At 63.1% G+C, this 16,072-nt stretch carries 7 protein-coding genes, 5 tRNA genes and 1 pseudogene; 8 read left to right on the top strand and 5 right to left on the bottom strand.

The features are described 5' to 3' along the window. Nucleotides 1-858: 858 nt before the first annotated feature. From XcyCFBP4188_RS14385 to XcyCFBP4188_RS14375, 3 genes are read right to left on the bottom strand one after another with little or no spacing between them, the layout of a single operon-like run. Nucleotides 859-3,945: an efflux RND transporter permease subunit gene (locus XcyCFBP4188_RS14385; RefSeq protein WP_104592349.1), complete on the bottom strand. Its 3,087-nt coding sequence runs from the start codon at nt 3,943-3,945 to the stop codon at nt 859-861. Next, nucleotides 3,942-7,454 (bottom strand): efflux RND transporter permease subunit, encoded by a 3,513-nt coding sequence (locus tag XcyCFBP4188_RS14380; RefSeq protein WP_006452397.1) that lies wholly within the window; start codon nt 7,452-7,454, stop codon nt 3,942-3,944. The genes XcyCFBP4188_RS14385 and XcyCFBP4188_RS14380 overlap by 4 nt, the downstream gene beginning before the upstream one ends. Beyond that, complete coding sequence (locus tag XcyCFBP4188_RS14375) at nt 7,451-8,593, bottom strand: efflux RND transporter periplasmic adaptor subunit (protein WP_006452399.1); 1,143 nt, start codon at nt 8,591-8,593, stop codon at nt 7,451-7,453. Before XcyCFBP4188_RS14375 ends, XcyCFBP4188_RS14380 begins: the two co-directional genes overlap by 4 nt. Before the next feature lie 205 nt (nt 8,594-8,798). Between XcyCFBP4188_RS14375 and XcyCFBP4188_RS14370 the strand changes: the two genes are divergently transcribed. The 6 genes from XcyCFBP4188_RS14370 (at nt 8,799) to XcyCFBP4188_RS14345 (ending at nt 10,350) form a co-directional block, all read left to right on the top strand. Further along, on the top strand, nt 8,799-9,197 hold the full coding sequence (locus tag XcyCFBP4188_RS14370) for a c-type cytochrome (RefSeq protein WP_043910500.1): 399 nt from the start codon (nt 8,799-8,801) through the stop codon (nt 9,195-9,197). An 8-nt stretch (nt 9,198-9,205) separates the two neighbouring features. Further along, complete coding sequence (locus XcyCFBP4188_RS14365) at nt 9,206-9,667, top strand: c-type cytochrome (RefSeq protein WP_006452401.1); 462 nt, start codon at nt 9,206-9,208, stop codon at nt 9,665-9,667. A 105-nt stretch (nt 9,668-9,772) separates the two neighbouring features. After that, nucleotides 9,773-9,848 (top strand) — tRNA-Ala (locus XcyCFBP4188_RS14360). A 46-nt stretch (nt 9,849-9,894) separates the two neighbouring features. Beyond that, a tRNA-Glu gene (locus tag XcyCFBP4188_RS14355) sits at nt 9,895-9,970 on the top strand. Nucleotides 9,971-10,150: 180 nt separating this feature from the next. Further along, nucleotides 10,151-10,226: transfer RNA gene (locus XcyCFBP4188_RS14350), tRNA-Ala, on the top strand. 48 nt (nt 10,227-10,274) lie between these two features. Further along, nucleotides 10,275-10,350, top strand: a tRNA-Glu gene (locus tag XcyCFBP4188_RS14345). A 79-nt stretch (nt 10,351-10,429) separates the two neighbouring features. Here the strand turns inward: XcyCFBP4188_RS14345 and XcyCFBP4188_RS14340 are convergent. Then, a complete protein-coding gene (locus XcyCFBP4188_RS14340; protein WP_043909075.1) occupies nt 10,430-10,606 on the bottom strand; it encodes a hypothetical protein in 177 nt (58 codons plus the stop codon). A gap of 351 nt (nt 10,607-10,957) precedes the next feature. After that, nucleotides 10,958-11,044, bottom strand: a tRNA-Leu gene (locus XcyCFBP4188_RS14335). Nucleotides 11,045-11,183: 139 nt separating this feature from the next. Here XcyCFBP4188_RS14335 and XcyCFBP4188_RS14330 point away from each other — a divergent pair. Continuing rightward, nucleotides 11,184-11,564, top strand: a complete 381-nt coding sequence (locus XcyCFBP4188_RS14330; RefSeq protein ID WP_043909073.1) for a response regulator — start codon at nt 11,184-11,186, stop codon at nt 11,562-11,564. A gap of 531 nt (nt 11,565-12,095) precedes the next feature. Continuing rightward, nucleotides 12,096-15,551: pseudogene (locus tag XcyCFBP4188_RS14325) on the top strand (PAS domain S-box protein); the annotation flags it as partial. Nucleotides 15,552-16,072: the final 521 nt, after the last annotated feature.

Here is a 16,072-nt window from a genome sequence, read left to right as displayed (position 1 = left end):
AGGACACGCCGTGAACCCATCCATGGGGGCTCTTACACGACGTCCATGTCGTGTAAGGTCCTGCCCCGGCACCCGCGGGCCGCTCTTCGAATGTTCCTGTGTTGGCGGAACGGCGAGCAGCGATTACTGTCGGGCACGCCCCCCGCCAAACTTTGAAAAATCGCTTTACCTGATCAAGATCATGATGGCGACTCGCCGGGGCGGCAGCGTGGCCGGGGATTGGCGGAGAGCGGCACAGGGATGTGCCGCGGCGGCGAGTCAGACAGGATGTCTGACCGAGCCGAGGAGCCGATCCCCGGCCGCGCTGCCGCCCCTCACCGAAGCCAGTAACCAACAGTCGCGCACTCGGCAGTACCCGGAAACCGTACCTCACCCCAACCCCTCTCCCGACGGGAGTGGGGCTTCAGGCGGCTCATGACGTTCAAGACTCTAGCGCTACGTAGCGGTGGCGTTTTCGGCGCACCACGACACGCCAGCAGATCCCTGATCTGCTGCTGTCATCGAAAATCGCGCAGGTCATGGAAAACAGGAAAGAGAATTCGCTTGCCTTGACTAAGGCGTTGCAGTGACTCGCCGAGGCGGCAGCGTGGCTGGGGATTGGCGGAGAGCGGCACAGGGATGTGCCGCGGCGGCGAGTCAGACAGGATGTCTGACCGAGCCGAGGAGCCAGTCCCCGGCCGCGCTGCTGCCCCTCACCGAAGCCAGTAACTGACAGACGGGTTGTACCGGGGGAAACCGTACCCTCACCCCAACCCCTCTCCCGACGGGAGAGGGGCTTTATGTATCTGGCGTTGTTTAAAGACCCCAGCACACTGGTCGATGACTTACGCCATGAAAGACCTCAACACGATTGACTGCTCATGACTCCAAGGCCGCGCTCGCCTGCGTCGTCTTCGGCACACCACGCGCACGTCGCACCAGCGCCGCTGCGCCGTTGCTCATGTCATCGAGAATCGCGTAGATCGTCGGCAGGAACAGCAGGCTCACTACCGTCGAAAACGCTAGGCCACCGGCGATCGCGCGGGCCATCGGGAAGTACGGTGGGCCGTCGCTGAACATCGTGGTGCTGGTCAGCGAGATCGGCACCATCGCAAGGATCGCGGTGCCCATTGTCATCATGATCGGCCGCAAGCGCTCGCGTGAGCCTTCGATCAACGCCTGCGTGCGGACCATGCCGCGGCGGCGCAGGTTGTTGATGTGCTCGATCATCACGATGCCGTTGTTCACCACCACCCCCATCAGCACCAGAATGCCGATGAAGGACATGATCCCGAACGAGGTGCCGGTGATCCAGAACAGCCAGAACACCCCGAAAATCGAAAACAGCACACCGCTCATGATCGCCGCCGGGAATAGCAACGACTCGAACACCGCTGCCATCACCACGTAGATCATCACCAGCGCGATCACCAGATTGAACACCATCTGGCCCATCGCTTCGCCGTCGTTCTGATAATCGCCGCCGTCGAAGGTATAGCTGTAACCGGCAGGGAAGCTCATCGCCTTGAGCGGTTTTTCCATCGCCGCACGTGCCTCCGGCACGGTGACTTTTTCGGCCAGATTGGCCTTAATGGTCAGCGTGGTCTGGCGATTGGTGCGGCCGATCTGCGTCGCCGCCGGGCGAATTTGCACGTCCACCAGACTGAGCAACGGCACGCTGCGGCCATCCTTGGTACGCACCGTGAAGCTGGCCAGATCCTCAGGCTTGCTCTGTTCGGCTCCGGCAAACCGCACCCATACCGGTACCTCGTTGTCGCTGCGGCGGAACTCGCGTAGCGGCGTACCACGCAATGCCAACCCGACGAAACTCGCCACCTGCTCGGCACTGAAACCGAAGGCCGCCGCGCGCTCGCGGTCCACCCGGATCGCCAACTCGCTGGTGCGGTCGCCGGTGTCCACGTGCACATCGCGCAATTCCTTGCGCTGTGCCAGCAGCGGCACCACATCGTCGGCCAATGCCTGCAATGCCTGGGTCGAATCGCCGACCAACTGCACCTGCACGCCTTGATTGCCGCTGCCGCCATCGCCCTGGTTACCGATGCTGTAATCGGCGCGCGCCGAACGCGGCAAGGCCTTGCGGATCTGCTCAAGCAAGGCGGGCAGGTCTTTGACCTTGCTCGCGTCGAAGGTCACGGTGGTGCTGCTGCCTTCCACCTCGCTGAACCACGAATACACCTGGGTGATGTGGTACTTGTTGCGATTGGCTTCCAGGAAATTTTCGACCCGCCCGATTTCCTCGCCGAGCTGCTCATGCGTGTACGAGCCTTTCCACTGGTACTGGATGAAGGCCTCGTTGCCGCCATCGCCGCCGAACATGTCGACCTTGGTCAACTTCATCGGCACCAGGCTGATCGCGCTCACCAACACGATACCGGCCACGCTCCAGCCGCGATGGGCAAGCGTCCATGCCAGCACCTTGGCGTAGCGCCGCTGCAGCCGCGCGATCACGCCATGTTCGGAAGTCACCATCGGCGGTGTCTTCATGCGCGCCGACAACATCGGAATCAGGCTGATCGCCACCAGCCACGAGGCCAGCAGCGACACCGAAATGGTGATCGCGATCTGCGCCATGAAGATGCTGATGTTGTTGGTTTCGCCGAACAGATTGGGCACGAACACGATGCAGTGACACAAGGTGCCGGCGCTGAGCGCGATGGCCACGCTGCGCGTGCCCAGCAACGCAGCCAGCTGCGGTTGGCCCGGCATGCGCTCGCGTTCCTGGTAGATGCTTTCCACCACCACCACCGCATTGTCGACCAACATGCCGACCGCCAGCAGCAAGCCCATCATCGTGAGGATGTTGAGCGTGACGCCGACGAAGTACATGAAGCCCAGCGTGATCGCAAAGCAGATCGGAATCGCCAGCGTCACCATCAGCGTCGAGGGCCAATGACGCAGGAAGAAGAACAACACCGTGATCGACAACAGCAAGCCCACCGCGCCGGCTTCGGCCAGTTCGGCCAGCGATGAAGTCACCGCCTTGCCCTGGTTGTCGATCACCTTGACCTGTACATCGCGCATCGCAGGCTCGGCGCGGATATCTTCGACTTCCTTCAAAGCCGCCTTGGACACGTCCACCAGGTTGGCGCTGCGCTCCTTGTAGACATCCAACCCGATCGCAGGGCGTCCATCTAGACGACGCCCGTAATTCATCCGCGTCGGGTTGAGCCGCACTTCGGCGATATCGCCCAAACGCAGTCCTTTTGCGTTGAGCACCAACTCGCGCAACTCCTGCAGATCGCGCAGTTCGCCGATCGGCTGCACGCGGATGCGCTGGCCGTTGTCATCGATCTGACCAGCAGATACCGAGAAATTGAGCTTGCTCAGACGCTCGCTCAAATCGTTGAGGCTGAGGTCGTGCGCGGTCAGCCGGTCCGGCGCGATGGCGATCTCGACCTCGTTCGGCGGTGCGCCGGAGATCTCCACCTTGGCCACGCCGGGAATCCGTTCGATACGCCGCTTGAACTCGCGGTCAAGCATGTCGTAGGCGCCGGTCAAGTCGGTCTGGCTGGCCAGGCGCACCTTGAGCACCGGCTCGTCGCTGCTGGACCATTTGAAGATATGGAAGCGCTGCAGATCCTCCGGAAAATCATCGCGAATGGCATCCAGCCGCTCGCGCGCATCCGATGCGGCGATGGCGATGTCGCGGTCCCAGTCGGAGAACTCGATGAAGATATTGGCGCCATCGGCGGTGGCGGTCGAGCGCATGCGCTTGATGCCGGTCATCGTCGCCAGCGCTTCCTCGGCCGGCCGCACCAGGTTGCGTTCCACCTCGTCCGGCGTAGAGCCGGTGTACGGCAGTTGCACGAACAGGAACGGTGCGGAGATATCCGGCAATGCTTCCAGCGGCAGCCGGAAGGCGGCGATCAGCCCCACCACCACCAGCGACACGAAGCACATGATGGTGGTGACCGGGCGGCGGATGCTGAAGGCGGCAACGCTCATAGCGCCTCCAGTCCGTCGGTGTTATCGCGCGCCTGCGCCTGCTGCCGTGCCATGCGCCGGCCACGCTCCAGGTAATACGCATCGGCGCGACGATCCAGCAGGTCGTACACCACCGGGATCACCAGCAGCGTCAGCAACGTGGACACCAGCAGGCCGCCGATCACGGTGATCGCCATCGGCGCGCGCACTTCCGCGCCCTCGCCCATCGCCACCGCCAGCGGCAGAAAGCCGAACAGCGTGCACAGCGTGGTCATCACGATCGGGCGCAAGCGCGAACGTGCGCCTTCGATCAAGGCCTCGCGCTTGGGCACGCCTTCCTCGCGCACCTGGTTGACCTTGTCGATCAGGATGATCGCGTTCTTGGTCACCAGCCCCACCAGCAGGATCAAACCGATGAATACCACCACCGACACCGGCTTGCCGGTCATCAGCAAGGCCAGCACCGCGCCGACCATCGCCAGCGGAATGGTGAACAGGATGACGAACGGATGCAGCAGCGATTCGAACTGCGAGGCCATCACCAGATAGACCAGAAAAATCGCTAGACCAAACGCGAACAACAGCGACTTCACCGATTGCGCCAGCTCCTCGCCCTGCCCGCCGATATGCATGCCCACGCCAGCGGCCAGCGGATTGTTGCGCACAATCGACTCGACCTCGCGCACCGCACCGCCCAGATCCATGTCATGCAGGCTCGCCGAGACGATTGCCACGCGGGTCTGGTCGGCGCGATGGATCTCGCTCGGCCCGGTCGTCGCCAACACCTCGGCCACCGCCGCCAGGCGCACCGGTCGGCTGCTGCCCGGGTTGACGATCAACTGCCGGATCGCTTCCACACTGGCGCGGTCGCTGTGCTGCGCACGCACCAGCACATCGATCTTGCGATCGCGAAAGCTGTAGCGCGTGGCCACATCGCCGCGCACCTTCTTGACGATGACATCGGCGATCTGACGCGTGGTCAACCCCAACGCACCGGCGCGTTCCTGATCGAAACGGATCTGGATTTCCGGAAAGCCTTCTTCCACCGTCGATTTGACGTCGGCGTAGTGGCCATTGGCACGCAGCATCGCCGCCAACTTCTGCCCGGCGCGTTCCAGTTCGCCCAGATCCTGCCCACGCAGCTCGACTTCCAGCGGCGTGGAAAAACTGAACAACGCCGGACGCGCGAAATCCACCTGCGCACCCGGATGCCCGACCATGCTGCTGCGCAGCCGTGCGGTGGCGGCCGCCTCCACTGCCGGGCTGCCGCCGCCGGCCATCACCACGGTGAGCTTGCCGATGTTCTCGCCGCTCTCGGTGGGGTTGGCATCCAGCCGCGTGCCACTGCCGCTGACGCCATACAACGAAGCAATGCCCGGGTCTTTGTCGTGCGCCAGCTGCAGCTCGCGCACCAGGGCATCGGTCTGCGCCAGCGGCGTGCCGGAAGGTAGCTTCACGGTCATTTCGAAGCGGTCCTGCGCCAACTGCGGAATCAGATCCGCCCCCAGCATCGGCACCAGAAACACCGTGCCGATAAACGCAGCCGCTGCCAATCCCAATACCAACCCGGGTCGACGCAACGCCACCGGCAACATCGCCAGATAACCACGCTCGGCGCGGCCATACGGGGCCATCGCCAGATCGCTGGCCTTGCGCATCACCGGCGAGACCACCCGCGCGATACCACGCCAGAGCTTGACCACCGCCCACGCCGCACCGAAGAACGCATAGCGCACGCTCGCACCGGCACCACGCCGGCCTGCCGCCACTGGCTTGAGCCAACGCTGCTCCGGCTGCCACTGCGGATGGCTGGGCTCGTCCGGGAACGCCATTGGCGGCGCGCCCTTGAGCGAACTCAACATCGGAATCAACGTCATCGACACCACCAGCGAGATCGCAATCGCAATCGCCACCGTCATCGCCTGGTCGCGGAACAGCTGCCCGGCAATCCCTTCGACGAACACCAGCGGCAGAAACACCGCGATCGTGGTCAGCGTGGAGGCCATCACCGCCATGCTCACTTCGCGGGTGCCGGCAATCGCCGCATCCAGCACGCTCAAGCCACGTTCGCGCGCCTTGGCGATGCTCTCCAGCACCACGATCGAATCGTCCACCACCAGGCCGGTCGCCAACGCCAAGCCGCCTAGCGACATCACGTTGAGGCTCAGTCCCAACTGGCCCATGAAGAAGAACGTGGTGATGATCGACACCGGCAACGACAGGCTGATCACAAACGTGCTCCAGCCATCGCGCAGGAACAGGAAGATGATCAGGATCGCCAGCACGCCGCCGATCACCGCATCTTTCTTGACGTCGCTGATCGCATGTTCGATGAAGTGCGACTGGTCCTCGATGGTGGTGATTTCCACGTCGCCGGGCACGGTCGCCTTCAACTGCTCCAGGCGCTTGCGCAACGCAGCCGCGGTGGACACCGTGTTGGCATCGCCTTCCTTGTAGATCGCCAGTTCCACCGTTTCCTTGCCGCCCAGGCGGATGATCGCCTCGCGTTCCTTGTAACCCTGGCGCACCTCGGCCACATCTTTCAATCGCACCGGCATGCCGCCGGCAATGCTGCTGCTGGCCGACGACGAGGTGCTCTGCACTTCAGCCGCTGCAGCCAATGCCGCCTGCGAGCCGGTGGACGCGGCAATCGCATACATCTGCTGCATCGCTGCTTCCGCCGCGCTGCCGCTGCTGCTTTGCGTGGTCACAAGCATGTTGCGGATCTCGTCCAGATCCACGAACTGGTTGACCGTGCGCACCAGATACCGCTGCGAGCCTTCTTCCAGGCGGCCGCCGGAGATGTTGACGTTCTCTTCCTTGAGCCGGGTGATCACGTTGTCGATCGGCAGATTGAGCTGGGCGAGTTTCTGCTGGTCGATATCGACCTGGATCTCGTCTTCCAGCCCGCCGCCGACCTTGACCGCGGCCACGCCGGCCACCGGTTCGAGCTTCTTCTTCAGATCCTCGTCGGCGTAACGACGCAAGCCGGTGAGCTGACGAATCGCATCGCTGTCGGAGGCCGGCGCCTGCTTGGGCGACAGCGCAAGCCGCATGATCGGCTCGGTCGAGGGATTGAAGCGCAACAGCACCGGCGGCTTGGTTTCCAGCGGCAGCGACAAGGCTTCCATCTTGTCGCGCACTTCCAGGCCGGCCTGGTCCATGTTGGTGCCCCAGGCGAATTCCAGCACCACATCGCTTTGCCCGGTGCGCGAGATCGACTTGAGCTTGCGCAGGTTCTTGACCACGCCGACCGCTTCTTCCACCGGCTCGGTCACCAGCGTCTCGATTTCCGCCGGCGCTGCACCGGTGTATTCGGTGCGCACGGTCAGCGTGGGATAGCTCAGATCCGGCAGCAGATTGACCTTCAGGCTACGCAGCGCGATCAGCCCGAACAGCAGCATGGTCACGGTGATCATCGCGATGGTCACCCGCCGCCGCGTCGCGAAGGCCACCAAACCGCCACCACCTCCGTGCAATGGCGCATGCGGGTCGTGCACGGGTCCGTGCGCCTTGCCGTGATCGCTCATGAGCGCGTCTCATCGCTGCCGGTCTTGTCGCCGGCTGCCGGTGCTGCCGCCACCGGCTTGCGCTCAGGCTGGCCGATGATCTGCACCACGGTGCCATCGCGCAGCGCCACCTTGCCGGCGGTGACCACCTGGTCGCCTTCCTTCAGGCCTTGCCGCACTTCCAGCCACGGACCTTCGGCATAACCGAGCTTCACCGGTACCCGGCTGGCCTTGCCATTGCGCACCACGAACACCGCCGGTTCGCCATCGTCCAGCAGCGCCAGGCGCGGGATCACCAAGGCATCCTTGCGCTGGTCGTAATCGATGCGGATGCGCCCGAACATGCCCGGCTGCAGCGCTTCGGCGCCCTGGCCGAACGCACACACCACACGAAACGTGCCACTGCCCGAATCCACCACCGGCGCGATGCGATCGACCTTGCCGATGAATTGCTGGCCCGGCAATGCGTCGGCGAGCAAGGTCACCGGCTGGCCGGATTTGAGCGTGGCCAGTTCGCGCTCGGGCACATTAAGCGTGGCTTCCAGCTGCGAGTCGTCGACGATGCGAAAGATCGGCGTGTTGATCTGCACGAAGTTGCCGGTCTTGATCGAACGCGAGGCGATCACCCCGGAAATCGGCGCCTGCACCGTGGTGTAGGACAACTCCAGCGATGCAAGCCGGTACTGTGCGCGGCTGTTTTCGACATCGAACTTGAGCTGGTCGACATCGGCGGCGCTGACTAATTGCTGGCCGACCAGTTGCGTGGCACGGCGATAGCTGTTTTCCAGCTTGCGCAATTGCGCCTCGCTTTGCGCCACCGCCAGATGCGCGCGGTCCGGGTCCAGCCGTACTAATGCCTGGCCAGCCGACACTTTTTGCCCCTCTTCCACCATCACCGCCAACGCCACGCCGGACGTCTTGGCCACCACCTGTGCTTCGGCACGTGGCTCCAGGGCGGCGGTGCCGGTATAGCTGGCCGCCACCGCACGGCGCGCGGCCTTGGCGATTTCCACCGGCACCGCATCGACGGCTTTCTTTTCCTCGGCGGCCTTGGCCTCGCCGTCTCCGGTCTTGCAACCGCCCAGCAGCAGGCTAGTGGTGATCAACAACGCGGCGGCGCAGGTTCCGCTGCGGCCGGGCAAGAAAGAGAGTGGCGACATCGTCGTGTCCTAGTGGATGCGTGAACAGGTGTTGTAGGCAAGTAGACCACCCGAACGATCATGTCGCCAATGCGCCAAAGGTCATGGTCTGTTCAAGTTTGCCTATTCACCCCTGGTTTGCGCCGCGCCAAATCGCAGGCATACTCAGACCGGTTCGTCACGCCCCCACGTGCGGACGCTCAATCAGTCTTCCGGATACGAAACCATGCGCCCGCAGCCGCTCGCCGCTTGTCTCGCTCTGGTCGTCTTCCTGCCGTTTGGGGGCGCATCAGCGACACCGTCAATCCCGTCTGCAGTTCCGTCCACGCCTGCGCCCGCCGCGGCAGTGGCAGTGGCAGCACCTGCAGCGCCCACCGGCAATCCGTCGAATGGCCGGCTACTGGCTTATACCTGCCAGGGCTGCCATGGCGTGACCGGCTACAAGAACGCCTACCCCAGTTATCGCGTGCCCAAGATCGGCGGCCAGTCCAGCCAATACCTCACGCAGGCGCTGACCGAATATCGCCAGGGCAAGCGTAAACACCCGACCATGCAGGCACAGGCGCAAAGCTTTTCCGAGCAGGATATCGCCGATATCTCCGCCTACCTGTCCACCCTCAAATAAGCGCCCACATGACGAACGCCCTGTACGCTCCGCGTCTAGCCATCGCCCTGGTCGCTGCCCTGATGCTGGCGGCCTGCTCCCAATCCCAGGTGGAATCCACCGATCATTCTGCTGGCGATGCCGGCCACGCCAGCGGCGAGCACGGCTCCGGCTCGTCGGCCGGCCTGCCGACCGGCCGCGCTGCCGCCGGCGACAAGCTGGCTCACGCGAAAGGCAAGGCCACCGGCCAGAGCTGCGTGGATTGTCACGGTGCCGATGGCAATGCGCCAATCGACCCGAGCTATCCTAAGCTCGGCGGCCAGTACGGCGACTATCTTGCGCATGCCTTGCAGGCCTACCGCAGCGGTGATCGCCAACACGTGTTGATGACCGCGCAGGCCACCGCGTTGAGCGACCAGGACATCGCCGATCTGGCCGCTTATTTCGGTGCACGGCAGACGCAGTTGCGCGATCTGCATGGCGTCAATTGAGTCGTAGCGTGCGTGCCGTATCGGGCGCACGCTCCGTCTCATTCCGAATGAAAAACCACTTGCGCGAACCTTAACCGGCCGCTATCATTTCGTTCTCAGTTTCGTGGGGCCATAGCTCAGCTGGGAGAGCGCCTGCATGGCATGCAGGAGGTCGGCGGTTCGATCCCGCCTGGCTCCACCACTCCTGGCATTAGGCCGTCAGGATGACAACTCAGGTTTTGATACGCGTCCCCATCGTCTAGAGGCCTAGGACACCACCCTTTCACGGTGGACACCGGGGTTCGAATCCCCGTGGGGACGCCAATCATCTGAAAGCCTCGGCACTGTCGGGGCTTTTTTTTGCGTGCTTTTTGTTGCGAGCACTGCGGGCGAGCAGATGCATTTAGTCGATGCACCCAGCGGCAGATGCATCCAGCAAATTTTTCTACGAATTACTTCCCAAGCGCTCTCGATGTCGCTATGATTGCCGGCTCGCAACACTGCGGGGCCATAGCTCAGCTGGGAGAGCGCCTGCATGGCATGCAGGAGGTCGGCGGTTCGATCCCGCCTGGCTCCACCAAATTCTAGACATAGGCCGTCTGGAATCTACAACCAGGTTTTGATACGCGTCCCCATCGTCTAGAGGCCTAGGACACCACCCTTTCACGGTGGACACCGGGGTTCGAATCCCCGTGGGGACGCCAATCATCCAGAAGCCCCGGCACTGCCGGGGCTTTTTTTGCCTGACGTTTACGTGTGCGAACGTCTACGCAAAAAGCTGCGTCAGGTCTGCCCGTCATCCAATGCCTTGCGACCTTCGTGAGTCAGATCGATATCGCCGTCTTCGGCCTGTGTCGCGTAGCCGGCGCGCACTGCCCAATTGGCTTCTTCGTCGGCGACCGGCGTGGTGTCGTGGATGTCGCGAAGAATGCGCAGTTGCTGCGAAGAGTCAAAATCCATGGAGGCCACCTGCTTGTAAAGAGTCTTCCACGGTACGGACCGGGCGTGATGGTTGCGTGCCTGCACATCGCTCGACACGCATCGAGATCATCTCGCGTGTATGCGCGCGCACTGCCATGCCATGCCATGCCATACCGATCATGTGCCTGCCCGTGCGAACAGAACGCACTGCGCCACAACACAGACATACGCCANCCCCCCCCCCCCCCCCCCCCGCACGCGACAACCTCAGCGTGCGTCATGAAGCACATCAGCAACCCAGTCGCGCCCTCTCCATCACCACCGAACCACGCAAAGCAAAAAGCCCCTCCAGATTTCGCCGGAAGGGCTTTCGCTTGTACTGCAGTAACCTGGTGCCGAAGGTGGGACTCGAACCCACACGCTTTTAAGGGCGGCGGATTTTGAATCCGCTGCGTCTACCGATTCCGCCACTTCGGCGTGGCCGCGCAGTATAGCGAGTCGCGAGCGAAACGAACAGTGTCAGCACGTGCCTGACGAATTCAGCTGCAAGCGGGGTCTGCAACCCGTGGGCGAACCGGTGTCGATATACTGGCCGACTTACGTGGAGGAGTGGTCAATGTCGGTGTTGCGTGGAGTTCGGGTACTCGTGGTCGAAAACGATGACATGAATGCCATGCTGCTCGAGTTGCAGCTCGTCCAGGCTGGCGCCGCCGTGCTGGGCCCTGTTGGAGAAGTCGCCGAAGCGTTGCAGCTGATCAATGCCGACGCGCCCGATATCGCGGTGCTGGATTACCGTCTCGGCAATGGTCAGACCAGCGAGCCGGTCGCTCGGCTGTTGTCGGAGCTCGGAATTCCGTTCGTGCTGGCCACTGGGGTTGCCAGCGGCAGCATCCCGAGCGGCTTCGAACGCGGCGTGATCTTGACCAAGCCCTATTTGTCCGAAGAACTGGTCGGTGCACTGTCCAGGGCGCGGCAGCTGAGCGACGCAAACAGCTAACGCAGCGAACAGCACCACCACAGCGCAAAGCGAGCGCGGCCGCCGTTCGAAATTCGCAGGTTTTCCACCTATGTCGCAGTTTCTGCGTGCCCGCATCTAAATGGTGGACACCTGCTGCGCTTGTCCACTGGTCCAAAGCAGTCGCTACCACCCTGGTTGCCACTAGAATCGTGGATTGAAGGTTTACAGGCGGGCCGCCGGATGGATAGCGCCGTGTTGCCGTTTGCCGGCCTGCTGCCGGAGACGAGCGAAACTGCCGTGTTGTTGCATGCCTCCACGTGCGCTACCGACACGTTGTTGCGCAACAGTGCGGCATTGCGCACCACCTTGTCGGTGTGTCTGCACGCGCAGCTTCCGATGCTGCTGGTCTGGGGCGACGCATCGCACTGCATCTACAACGATGCCTGCATTGCGTTACTGGGTGAGCGGCATCCGGCGGCATTCGGACAACCGCTTGCAACACTGACGCTTGCAACACCGACCAGCGCGCGCGCTTCCAACGGCGCGCATGTCGAAGCGACGCCTGCATTTCATCTGGCGGCATGGTCGTGCAGCCCGGTATTGGATGCCGGCGAACGCGTGGGTACGTTATATGTTGCCGGCACACCAGCCGCCAACATCCGCGCTGCCGGCAGCGACCCCGAGCCGCTTGCCGTGTCCACGGCACTCGATCAATCGCCCGCCTTCATGGCAGTGCTGCGCGGACCCGACTACATCATCGAAAGCGTCAATCAACGCTTCCACGAACTGGTTGGCGAGCGGCTGCTGATTGGTCGTCCGTTGGTCGAAGCGATGCCGGAAATCGTCGACCAGGGTTATCTGGGTCTGCTCGATGAAGTGCGTCGCAGTGGCCAGCCCTTCATTGGCGAATCGATGACCGCCTACCTGCAGCGCACGCCCGGCAGTGCGCTGGATGAAACCTTTGTGGATTTTCTCTATCATCCGATGCGCGATAGCGAAGGCTGTATCGATGCGATTCTGGTGCACGGATTCGACGTCACCCAACAACGCCGCGGCGAGAGTCGCGACAGCTTTCTGTTGATGCTCGAGGACGCGCTGCAGCACGTCTCAGATCCACGTCAGATCATCGACACCAGCGTGCGTTTGCTCGGCGAACATCTGCAGGCCAATCGCTGTGCGTTCGGTCTGGCGGGTGCGGACGGCAAGACCATGCACGTGATCAGCGACCACGTGCAGGACATGCCGAGCCTGCAAGGCGATTTCCCATTGGAAGTGGCGCAAGGACTGCGCGATGCCTTGCTGGAAAATCGCCCGTGGTTCACCACCGATGCCACCGCGCCCGGTGCACCTGACTATGTGGCAGAGCAATATCGCCGCTCCGGCCTGCGCGCATCGCTGGCCATTCCGTTGCACAAACACGGCCGCCTGGTCGCGGCGATCGGCGTGCATCAGCGCGCACCGCGACGCTGGTTGTCGACCGAGATCGAACTGGTCCGCCTGGTCGCGGCACGCTGCTGGGAATCCATGCAACGGGCCAAGACGCAGCAGCAACTGGCTGCCAGCGAAGCACGTCTGCGGCGCCTGGCAGACACGCTGCCGCAGATCATTTTCATTGCCGCAGCGGATGGGCATCCGCACTACTTCAACCAACGTTGGTACGAGTACACCGGGCTGAATCCCGCAGACAGCGACGCGGCTGCCTGGCAACAAGCGCATACCGCCGACGGCCTGCAACTGTCCGCACAGGCGTGGACGCAGGCATTGCGTGGCGAGCGCGCTTACGAGGTCGAATGCGAACTGCGGCTGCACGACGGCCAGACGCGCTGGCATCTAGCGCGTGCGCTGCCGGTGCGCGGCGACGATGGCAGCATCAGCGAATGGATCGGTACCTATACCGACATCCACGACCGGCGCGCGTTCGAGCAGCAATTGCGCGAAAGCGAGACGCGCTTCCGCGCCTTGTGCGAGACCGTGCCGGCAATGATCTGGATGTCCGACGCGCAAGGCGACTGCGTGTACTGGAATCCGCGCTGGTACGACTTCACCGGGCAGGCCGAAGACCAGGCCATGGATCAGGGCTGGTGGGATGTGATGCATCCGGACGATGCCACGCGCGTGCGGGATGCGTTCGAACAATCGCTGCAGCAGCGCGGTGAATTTCTGGCCGAATACCGCGTGCGTCGCCATGACGGACAATACCGCTGGTGCATCGATAACGCCTCGCCGCACTTCGCCAGCGATGGACGTTTTCTGGGCCACATCGGCTCGCTCACCGACATCTCCGAACGCAAGCACATCGAAGATGCCACTGCCTCGGACCGCGCCATCCTGAGTCTGATCACCACCGGCGCGCCACTGCAGGTGGTGCTGGACGCCATCGCCTTGAGCGTGGAAGCGCGTGGCGAAATCCCCTTGTATTGCGCGGTGATGGTGCTGGATGAAGTACGAAAGACACTGAGCTTCGGTTCGGCGCCGCATTTTCCAATCGAGTACCGCGGGCCGTTCGAGGCATCGCCGATCGGGCTGAGCGGGCCGCCCTGCGCGCGCTCGGCCTATCTTGGCCGGCAAGTGATCTGCGAGGACATCCAGGCAGACCCCAGCTTCAGCGACCATCACGCCGTCTCGTCGGCACTGGGCATCGTGGCTTGTTGCGTGACGCCGATCCTGGACAGCAATGGTCAGGTGCTGGGCACGCTCAACATCTATTACGACCGCACTCACCTGCCCTCGCTGCGCGAACAGGCGATGGCGCGCTCTGCATCGCATCTGGCCGGCATCGTCATCGAACGTACGCGCGTGGATGCCAAGCTCAAGCTGTCGCTGCAAGCAGAAACCAGCGCGCGCGGCCAGGCCGAACATGCCAGCCGGGTCAAGGACGAGTTCCTGGCCACGCTCAGCCACGAATTGCGCACGCCGCTCAACGCCATCCTGGGCTGGTCGCGGCTGATGCAGTCGGACATCTTCGAGCCGGCCAATCTGGGCAAGGGCATGGTCATCATCGAGCGCAGCGCGCGCGCGCAAACGCAGATCATCGACGACCTGCTGGACATGAGCGCGATCCTGTCCGGCAAGATCCGCCTGCAACCGGAGCATTTCGACATCGCCGGGCTGGCGCGCAGCACGGTGGAATTGATGCAGCCGGCCGCATTCGCACGCGAGATCAGCTTGGAGCTGGATGCGCCCACGCAGGGCGAATTGTGGTTCTTCGGCGATGCCGGACGCCTGCAGCAGGTGCTCACCAACCTGCTCAGCAACGCGCTCAAGTTCACCGCCCCCGGCGGCACGGTGCGGGTGGCATTGGACATCGAAGACGAGCGACTGCGGCTATGCGTGCAGGACAGCGTCATGGGCATTGCGGCCGACTTCCTGCCGCACGTGTTCGACCGTTTTCGGCAGGCCGATGCAGGCACCACGCGTCGTGTCGGTGGGTTGGGCTTGGGCTTGTCGATCTCGCGCCAGCTGGTGGATCTGCATGGCGGCAGTCTGGGCGCGTCCAGCGAAGGCGAAGGCAAGGGATCGATGTTCACCATCGTGCTGCCATTCCAGCACGGCGTCAGCGATCTACGTCCGGCCTCGACAGAAACCAAGCAGGTCGGCCCGTTGCCGGCCGATTGTCATGGACGATTGGAGGGCGTGCGCTTGCTACTGGTCGACGACGACCAGGATTCACGCGAGGCGGTGATGCAGTTCCTGATGCACGCGGGCGCGCAGGTGCATGCGGCCGGCTCGGTGGACGCCGCCGAACAGTGCCTGGCACAAGGGCAATTCGACATACTGGTCAGCGACATCGCGATGCCGGGACGCGATGGCTACGATCTCATTCGCACGGTGCGCTCCGGCTGCGCCGACCTGCCGCAGCATATTCCCGCGATCGCGCTGACTGCCTATGTGCGCGAAGAAGATCGCGACCGCGCCGTCATCGCCGGGTTCGACGCGCATATGGGCAAGCCGGTGGAGCCGCCCGGTCTGGTCGATCTGATCGAACGTTTGATAATGCCGAAGCGCGCGCTACTGGACGAGGTTTGATATCACTGGGAGCGGCTGACTAAAACGACCTTGTTTACCATCGGGCGCACACTTTAGACCGACATTGACGATGCTCAACCGCTTCGTGCGCTGCTCGGCTAGTGCGTTACTGAGATAGGTCAAAAGCTAGTAAATCAGAAGCCAGTGAGTCGAGTGCGCGGTGCCCTTACCGCTCGCGGGACACGCCGCAAGTACGTCCATGTAGGCTCAGTAGCGGCATCCATGCCGCCAAATGGTCCCGCAAGCGGTAAGGACACCGCACCAGAAAGTTAGTCGGTAGCTGGTTTAAAAATCGCGCCATCTCGCGGGTTGCGTTGGCTTGCTTGTGCAGTTCGCAGAACTAGATGAAAGCTAGCGAGTTAAACCGTCATGCCCTTGCTCGCAACCGGAAACACCGACCATCCCGACTGGTCCTTGCCCGCCCACCGTTGCGGGACCTTATGCGGCATGGATGCCGCAGAAGAGCCTACATGGACGTACTTGCGGCGTGTCCCGCAATGGTGGGCGGGCAAGGGCCCTGC

Origin of the sequence: Xanthomonas hortorum pv. cynarae (genome assembly GCF_002939985.1) — a bacterium.
In the GTDB taxonomy this organism is placed as follows: domain Bacteria; phylum Pseudomonadota; class Gammaproteobacteria; order Xanthomonadales; family Xanthomonadaceae; genus Xanthomonas; species Xanthomonas hortorum_D.
Note: the sequence above shows the minus strand (reverse complement) of the source record. Positions and strands in the feature narration are given on the sequence as shown.

What these genes read in the sequence shown, in the direction of transcription:
- XcyCFBP4188_RS14385 (WP_104592349.1), bottom strand. Translation starts at nt 3,945, where the DNA reads ATGAGCGTTGCCGCCTTCAGCATCCGCCGCCCGGTCACCACCATCATG.
- XcyCFBP4188_RS14380 (WP_006452397.1), bottom strand. Translation starts at nt 7,454, where the DNA reads ATGAGCGATCACGGCAAGGCGCACGGACCCGTGCACGACCCGCATGCG.
- XcyCFBP4188_RS14375 (WP_006452399.1), bottom strand. Translation starts at nt 8,593, where the DNA reads ATGTCGCCACTCTCTTTCTTGCCCGGCCGCAGCGGAACCTGCGCCGCC.
- XcyCFBP4188_RS14370 (WP_043910500.1), top strand. Translation starts at nt 8,799, where the DNA reads ATGCGCCCGCAGCCGCTCGCCGCTTGTCTCGCTCTGGTCGTCTTCCTG.
- XcyCFBP4188_RS14365 (WP_006452401.1), top strand. Translation starts at nt 9,206, where the DNA reads ATGACGAACGCCCTGTACGCTCCGCGTCTAGCCATCGCCCTGGTCGCT.
- XcyCFBP4188_RS14340 (WP_043909075.1), bottom strand. Translation starts at nt 10,606, where the DNA reads ATGGATTTTGACTCTTCGCAGCAACTGCGCATTCTTCGCGACATCCAC.
- XcyCFBP4188_RS14330 (WP_043909073.1), top strand. Translation starts at nt 11,184, where the DNA reads ATGTCGGTGTTGCGTGGAGTTCGGGTACTCGTGGTCGAAAACGATGAC.